This is a genomic window from Devosia sp., from assembly GCF_017307565.1.
GTDB lineage: Bacteria > Pseudomonadota > Alphaproteobacteria > Rhizobiales > Devosiaceae > Devosia.
Map to the genome: position 1 here is coordinate 1 of NZ_JAFKHD010000496.1, position 6,633 is coordinate 6,633.

The window sequence follows — 6,633 nt, forward strand, 5'->3', positions numbered from 1 at the left end:
TGCGGCTGGCGCAGCGGGCGGGGCTTCCATGGCGGCGCGAGCGGCGTCGCGCTGGGCGCGGCGGTCGGCGAGTTCCTGGAGGAGCCGGCGGGCGCTTTCGGAGGCAGCGAGGGCAGTATCAGGCTCGGAATAGGCGAAGGTCGCCGGGCGATCGGGCTCGGCGATGGGCGCCGGCTCTTCTTCCGGCGCTGCCAGCGGCTCGATGTCCTCAGGGTCGTCTTCGTAGATCGGCTCTTCGGCGAGAGGTTCGTCTTCGGGCACCGGCTTGGTGACGACGGCCGGTCCCTCCCGGCGGGCGGGGACGAAGCCATAGGGCTCGATCGGGCGCAGGGCACGGCCGGACATCAGCTCGCCGAAGACGACGGCGCCGAACTGCACCGCGAAGGTGACGATGCCGACACCCGCGAGAATCAGCGCGCTCTTGGGGAAGGCCGGCGTGACGGAGGGAGCTGCCTCAGTGACGACGCGAACGTCGGGAAGGGTCGAGCCGACTTCGCCGCGCGAGGAGGCCTCGTTGTAGCGCATGAGGTAGGATTCGAGCAGGTCGCGCTTGGCCTTGGCCTCGCGCTGCAGGCTATCGAGGGCGACTGTGTCCTGGGTCGCCGTGGATGCGGTCTGTTTGAAGCGGCCGAGATCGGCCTGGAGCGAGGCTTCGAGATCGGCTTCGACCTGGGCCTCGGCCTCAAGGGCGGCGGCGACGCGATAGCCTTCCTGATTGATGCGATTGTCGAGTTCGCCGATCTGGGCATTGAGGGCCCGGATGTTGGGATGGTTGGACAGGAGCGTGGCCGAGAGCTGGGCCATCTGGCCCTGGAGGCGCGCCTTTTCCGAACTCAGCTGCTGAATGACCGTCGAATTGCGGACGTCGGCGACGCTTTCGATGGGCTGGCCGCGCTGGAGCAGATTGCGGATGACGGCCGCGCGGGACTGCGCCGTGTTCTTGCGCTCCTGCGCCGAGGTGATCTGGGTGGTGATGGTGGACAGCTGCTGATCGAGCAGCGTGGTGTTGTTGGCGCCGACATAGAGGTCGTTGTCGACGCGGTACTGGGCGACGGCGGACTCGGCCTGACGCACGGAAACGCGCAGGCGCTCAATCTCCTGGCTCAGCCAATCGGAGGCCTCGGCGGTGTCGGAAAGCGAGAGCTGGGCGCGGCGGGCGACGTGGGCGGCGGCGACGGCATTGGCGATCTCGGCGGCAAGCTGCGGATCGGTCGAGCGCACCAGAATCGAGATGATGCGCGAGTCGCGCTGCTGGATGACCGTCATACGTTCATAGAGCGTGTTGAGAACGCGCTCATCGATGCTGATGGGCGTGGAGCTGCGGCCGATGAGCTGCATGACGACGCCGAGCGGCGAGAAGCCGGACTGGCTGCCGTTGAATTCGGGCTTGGAGCGCAGGTCGAGCGTATCGATGACGCCGAGCAGGGTATCGCGCGACTTGATCAGCTCGATCTGGCTTGAGACCACGCTGGCATCGCCCGAGGAACTCGACGGCGCCTGCTCGTTGGCCGGCCGGATATAGGCGTTGGTGCGGGGTTCGACGAGGATAGAGGCCGAAGACTCATAGAGCCGCGGCATCATCATCAGGACGAGGAATGTCGCGGCCAGAACCAGTAGCGTGACAATGATGATGCGCGGCAAACGCCGCGCAACGGCCCCAAAGACCGCTCTTACATCAATTCGCGCGTCGCGCAGTGTCGGGGCGTAGTCGCTCACGGCATATCCTCATCGTGAGGCTGTACTATCCCGCGCCGTGGTCAAAAATCGGTTAATCGCCCAGGCAAATTGAAACTACGTCATCGCCCATAAGGGAAATCTTAACCATGAACGGAAACACTGCAGGCCAACTGAAACGCGCGGATTGATCATGCGCTGGCTGCCCATACTCGCTTTGACATTGCTGATGCCCCTCGCCGGGTGCACCACGACGCGGCCCGCGACTTATTTCGTCGAGCCGACCGGACCCTATACGCTCGACACGGGCGATCTGGTCCGCGTCACGGTCTATGGCGATCAGGAGTTGAGCAACTCCTATCGCGTCGGTGACAACGGCACGATTTCCTTCCCGCTGGTCGGCCAGGTGCAGGTGCGTGGGCAGACCACGACGGTGGCAGCCTCGCGGCTCGCCGGGGCGCTGGCCAATGGCTATCTGCGCAATCCAAATGTTGCGATTGAAGTGGCCGAATACCGGCCGTTCTTCATCCAGGGCGCTGTCCGCACTTCGGGCCAGTTCTCCTATGTGCCGAACATGACGGCCCGCGCCGCCATCAGCACGGCCGGGGGCTATACCGACACGGCTGACCGCAACCAGGTGACCGTCTATCGCCGCCAGGGCGACGAGATGGTGCGCGGCTCGGTCAATCTCGACTTCCCCCTTGTCCCCGGTGATACGGTCGTCGTTTCCGAACGCTGGTTCTGAGCGACATGACGCCGCCCCTGCGCATATTGCAGGTGATGCGCGCGCCGGTTGGCGGGCTGTTTCGGCACGTCGCCGACCTGACGCGCGGCCTTGCGGCGCGCGGGCACTCGGTTGGGCTCGTGGTGGATTCGCTCGCGGGCGACGCGCAGACCGAAAAGCGCCTCGATGGGTTGAGAGAATTTGCCGATCTCGGCGTGCATGCCATGCCCATGCCACGCGTATTGGGGCGCGGCGACCTGATCACGCCGTTCAAGGTGCGCCGGCTCGCGCGTGAGCTTTCGGTCGACATTCTCCATGGCCATGGGGCCAAGGGCGGCTTTTATGCCCGGCTGGCGCATATCGGGCGCAAGCGGCCAGTGGCGCTTTATACGCCGCACGGCGGGGTGCTGCATTTTTCGGCCAGGTCCAGAAGCGGGAAGGCCTTTCACTGGCTGGAGCGGCGGCTGCTGGGGGAAACGGCGGCGATCATTTTTGAGAGCAGCTTTGCCAGGGACACTTATAGCCGGTTGATCACGGCACCGACCTGTCGGACCGAGATTATCTACAACGGGCTTGATGCAGGCGAGTTCGAACCGGTGACTGCGGCAGACGACGCGGCGGATTTCGTCTTTGTCGGCGAACTGCGTGAGCTCAAGGGCATTTTTACGCTGGTCGAGGCGTTGGTTGAGCTCAAGCGGCCCTACGGAATGCCGGCGACGCTGGTCATGGCCGGTGATGGGCCACAGCGGCACGAGTTGCAGGAGCGGATCGAGGCGCTGGGATTAACGGACCGGGTAATGCTGGTCGGCTCGCAGCCGGCCCGTGCAGTGTTTGGGCGCGGCCGGGTGGCGGTGCTGCCATCATTGGCGGAGTCCCTGCCCTATGTGGTTCTCGAGGCAACGGCGGCGCAGCTGCCGGTCGTGACGACATGCGTCGGCGGGATTCCGGAAATCTTTGCCGGGACTGCGGAAACCCTTGTCGCGCCTGGAGACGCCGCTGCGCTGGCCGCCTCAATGCAGGCAGCGCTTGACCGGCCAGACCTGATGCAGGCGGAAATGCAGACCCGGCTCAAGCGCGTGGCCAGCGAGTTCTCGCTCGACACCATGGTGGGGCGCATCGAGGCGCTCTACCGGGACGTGCAGGGAAAAGGCTAAGGACCTGCTTCATCGACTATAAACGCATTGCGCGCATCATGCCGACCGGGAGTAGCTCGAGTTTTCGGTAGCGTTAGATGTTTCGTGTCGATCCAAAACAGGCCATCGCGGACCATGCCGCACGCCAATCTGATGGCGACGAGGCCAACCCGACACTTTCTGCTGCTGCCCTCGACCTCGCGGGCCGTCCCGTCGAACGCACCTATTCCAGCACGATCATCGTGGGTGTCACGCAGGCAATAGAAGCCTTGCTGCTCGGCATTCTCGGCTACGCCATTCACGCCGCTTATGTGCCCCCCGGACAGGAGGGGTTTTACCTGCTGGTGATCGTGGGTGCGTGTCTGGCGACCAATGTCGGGCTCAACCTTCTGCGGGCCCATCGGATCACCACCTATCGGCGCGTCGTCGGGCAATTTGGCCGGGTGCTGGCCGTCTGGCTTGCGGTCATGGCGGTCGTGACGGCCACGATCTTCTTTTTCAAGGCAGGTGATCTCGTCTCGCGCGTTTGGCTGCTGAGCTGGTTCCTTTCCGGCGCAGCTTTGCTGATCGTCTATCGCCTGGTCCTGCGGTTTCTGGTGCAGCGCTGGACTGATCTGGGGCGCCTCAAGCGTCGCACAGTCATCGTTGGCGGCGGGCGCGACGCGGAAATTCTCATCGAGCAGATAAAGAACGGCGCAGACAAGGACATCGACCTGCTGGGTCTCTTTGATGACCGTTATGACGAGCGCTCGCCCGATTCCGTTGCGGGTCTTGCCAAGCTCGGCAAGGTTTCGACGCTGATCGAATTCGCGCGGCTGACACCGGTGGACCTGGTGATCGTTTCCATGCCGCTCTCGGCGGAAAAGCGCGTGCTCGACATGCTGACCCAGCTCTGGGTGCTGCCGGTGGACATTCGTCTCTCCGCGCACATGAGCAAATTGAAGTTCACCGACCGGGCCTATTCCTATGTCGGCGGCGTGCCCGTGCTCGACATGGCCGACCGGCCGATCTCGGACTGGAACCTCGTCTTCAAGTGGATTTTCGACAAGCTGGTCGCGATCACGGCGCTGATACTCCTATCGCCGATCATGATTGCGACGGCCATTGCCATCAAGCTGACGAGCAAGGGGCCGGTGTTTTTCGTGCAGAACCGGCATGGGTTCAACAACCAGCTGATCCGCATCTACAAGTTCCGCTCGATGCGTACCGAGGCGCTCGATGCCGGGGCGGCCAAGCTCGTGACCAAGGGCGACCCGCGCGTCACGCGCGTCGGCAAGTTCATCCGCAAGACGTCCATCGACGAGTTGCCGCAGCTTTTCAATGTGCTGAAGGGCGAGCTTTCGGTGGTGGGACCCCGTCCCCATGCGCTGCAGGCCAAGGCTGACAACAAGCTCTACTATGAGGCTGTGGAAGGCTACTTTGCGCGGCACCGGGTCAAGCCGGGCATGACTGGCTGGGCGCAGATCCACGGCTGGCGCGGCGAGACTGACACGATCGACAAGATCATGCAGCGTGTGAACCACGATCTCTATTACATCGAGAACTGGTCGCTCCTGCTCGATCTTTACATCGTGCTGATGACCCCGGTTTCGCTCGTTGCCAAGAGCGAGAACGCCTATTGACGATCACCGGCTCATTCGACTCCGCACTTGCCGGATCGAAATGGCCCGGCGCTGACTTCGTCCGCCAGCGGGCCTTAAAGCTGCTTGATGGCGTGGTGGCGCTGTGGATCTTTGCCGGCGGCATCGTGCTCATCGAGCCATCGCCCTATGAAGTGATGTTTCTGCTGGTTCTGCCGGTGGCGATCATGGCCGGGATCGGGCTCTATCGCTCGACCTTCGGGCTTCTGGCGATCATGCTGTGCTTCACGCCCTTTGCGCTGATCGCGGCCATGCAGGTGCGTTTCACCCCGATCAGCGAGGCGCTGATCTTCACGGCGGTGACGATCTTCCTGATGCTGACCAGCTACTTCGTCGCCAACTATCTCGCTGAATCCACCGAGAAGCGCATGCGGGTGATCATGCGGGCCTATACGGTGATCGCGGTGATCCTCGCCATCATCGGAACGCTGGCTTATCTCCGCATCATGCCGGGGGCCGACCTGTTCCTGCGCTACGATCGCGCCAAGGCGACATTCAAGGACCCCAATGTCTATGCGCCGTTTCTGGTGCTGCCGGCGATGTTTGCGCTGCAGCGCGTGCTGCTGGGACGCGGCTGGCAGGCGTTTATCGCGGCGGGCGTCTATTTCGTGCTGTTCGTCGGTGTCTTCGTCAGCTTCTCGCGTGGCGGCTGGGGCCACTTTGCGGCCTCGTCGCTGATTACGCTGGTGCTGGTTTTTATGCTGGAGGCCGGCGCGCGGGACAAGGTGCGGATTCTCCTGATGACGCTGATCGGCGCTGGCATGCTGATCGTGGCTCTGGGCGGGCTGCTATCGGTGCCGGCCGTTGCCAATTTCTTCGAGATGCGGGCGTCGTCGCAGAACTATGATACTGGCGAAACCGGCCGCTTCGGGCGGCAGGGCTATGCGCTGGAACTGGCGCTGGATCATCCCTGGGGGATCGGGCCGGGCGAGTTCCGCAACCTGCGCATCATCGAAGAGCCGCACAACGTCTATATCACCGTCATTCACGTCTATGGCTGGGGCGGCGGGCTGCTCTACTATCTGATGATCATCGTGACGCTATGGAAAGGCTCGGTCATGCTGCTGCGCCCTTCCCCCTATCGGTTGATGGCCATTCCGGTGATGGCGACATTCACCATGGTGGTCGCCGAATCCGCGATCATCGACTCGGATCACTGGCGCCATTTCTTCCTGCTGATCGGGCTGATCTGGGGGCTTTCGACGGCTATCGCCAACGAGCAGCGGCTATCGGCGCCGCGCGAACGGATGCTGATCTGACGGCGCGTGCTCAGATTTGTTCACATGGTCCAAAAACAGGTTGCGTGGGAAGCGTTGAATGTCTATGTCGCCGCGCAGTCGGGGCGTAGCGCAGCCTGGTAGCGCATTTGTCTGGGGGACAAAGGGTCGTCGGTTCAAATCCGGCCGCTACGACCATTTCACCAAATTGGCGAGTTTTTTGAGCCCGAGGCACCTGCCTTCGG

5 protein-coding genes and 1 tRNA gene are annotated in these 6,633 nt (G+C 63.2%); 5 read left to right on the top strand and 1 reads right to left on the bottom strand.

The annotated features are described in order from the left end of the window. Nucleotides 1–1,716, bottom strand: a 1,716-nt coding sequence (locus J0I64_RS21580) for a GumC family protein (RefSeq protein ID WP_291412179.1), incomplete at its 3' end; no start/stop codon positions are given. Between the two features lie 151 nt (nt 1,717–1,867). Here J0I64_RS21580 and J0I64_RS21585 point away from each other — a divergent pair. The 5 genes from J0I64_RS21585 to J0I64_RS21605 all read left to right on the top strand — a co-directional run bounded on the left by J0I64_RS21585 (nt 1,868) and on the right by J0I64_RS21605 (nt 6,586). Beyond that, nucleotides 1,868–2,419, top strand: coding sequence for a polysaccharide biosynthesis/export family protein (locus J0I64_RS21585; protein WP_291412181.1), 552 nt, complete (start codon nt 1,868–1,870; stop codon nt 2,417–2,419). 5 nt (nt 2,420–2,424) lie between these two features. After that, nucleotides 2,425–3,552 (top strand): glycosyltransferase, encoded by a 1,128-nt coding sequence (locus J0I64_RS21590; RefSeq protein ID WP_291412183.1) that lies wholly within the window; start codon nt 2,425–2,427, stop codon nt 3,550–3,552. Between the two features lie 77 nt (nt 3,553–3,629). Continuing rightward, on the top strand, nt 3,630–5,153 hold the full coding sequence (locus J0I64_RS21595) for an undecaprenyl-phosphate glucose phosphotransferase (protein ID WP_291412185.1): 1,524 nt from the start codon (nt 3,630–3,632) through the stop codon (nt 5,151–5,153). Next, on the top strand, nt 5,150–6,430 hold the full coding sequence (locus J0I64_RS21600) for an O-antigen ligase family protein (protein ID WP_291412187.1): 1,281 nt from the start codon (nt 5,150–5,152) through the stop codon (nt 6,428–6,430). Before J0I64_RS21595 ends, J0I64_RS21600 begins: the two co-directional genes overlap by 4 nt. Before the next feature lie 79 nt (nt 6,431–6,509). Continuing rightward, nucleotides 6,510–6,586, top strand: a tRNA-Pro gene (locus J0I64_RS21605). The last annotated feature ends 47 nt before the right edge of the window (nt 6,587–6,633 follow it).

Coding starts and splice junctions, on each gene's coding strand:
- J0I64_RS21585 (WP_291412181.1), top strand. CDS start 1,868: ATGCGCTGGCTGCCCATACTCGCTTTGACATTGCTGATGCCCCTCGCC.
- J0I64_RS21590 (WP_291412183.1), top strand. CDS start 2,425: ATGACGCCGCCCCTGCGCATATTGCAGGTGATGCGCGCGCCGGTTGGC.
- J0I64_RS21595 (WP_291412185.1), top strand. CDS start 3,630: ATGTTTCGTGTCGATCCAAAACAGGCCATCGCGGACCATGCCGCACGC.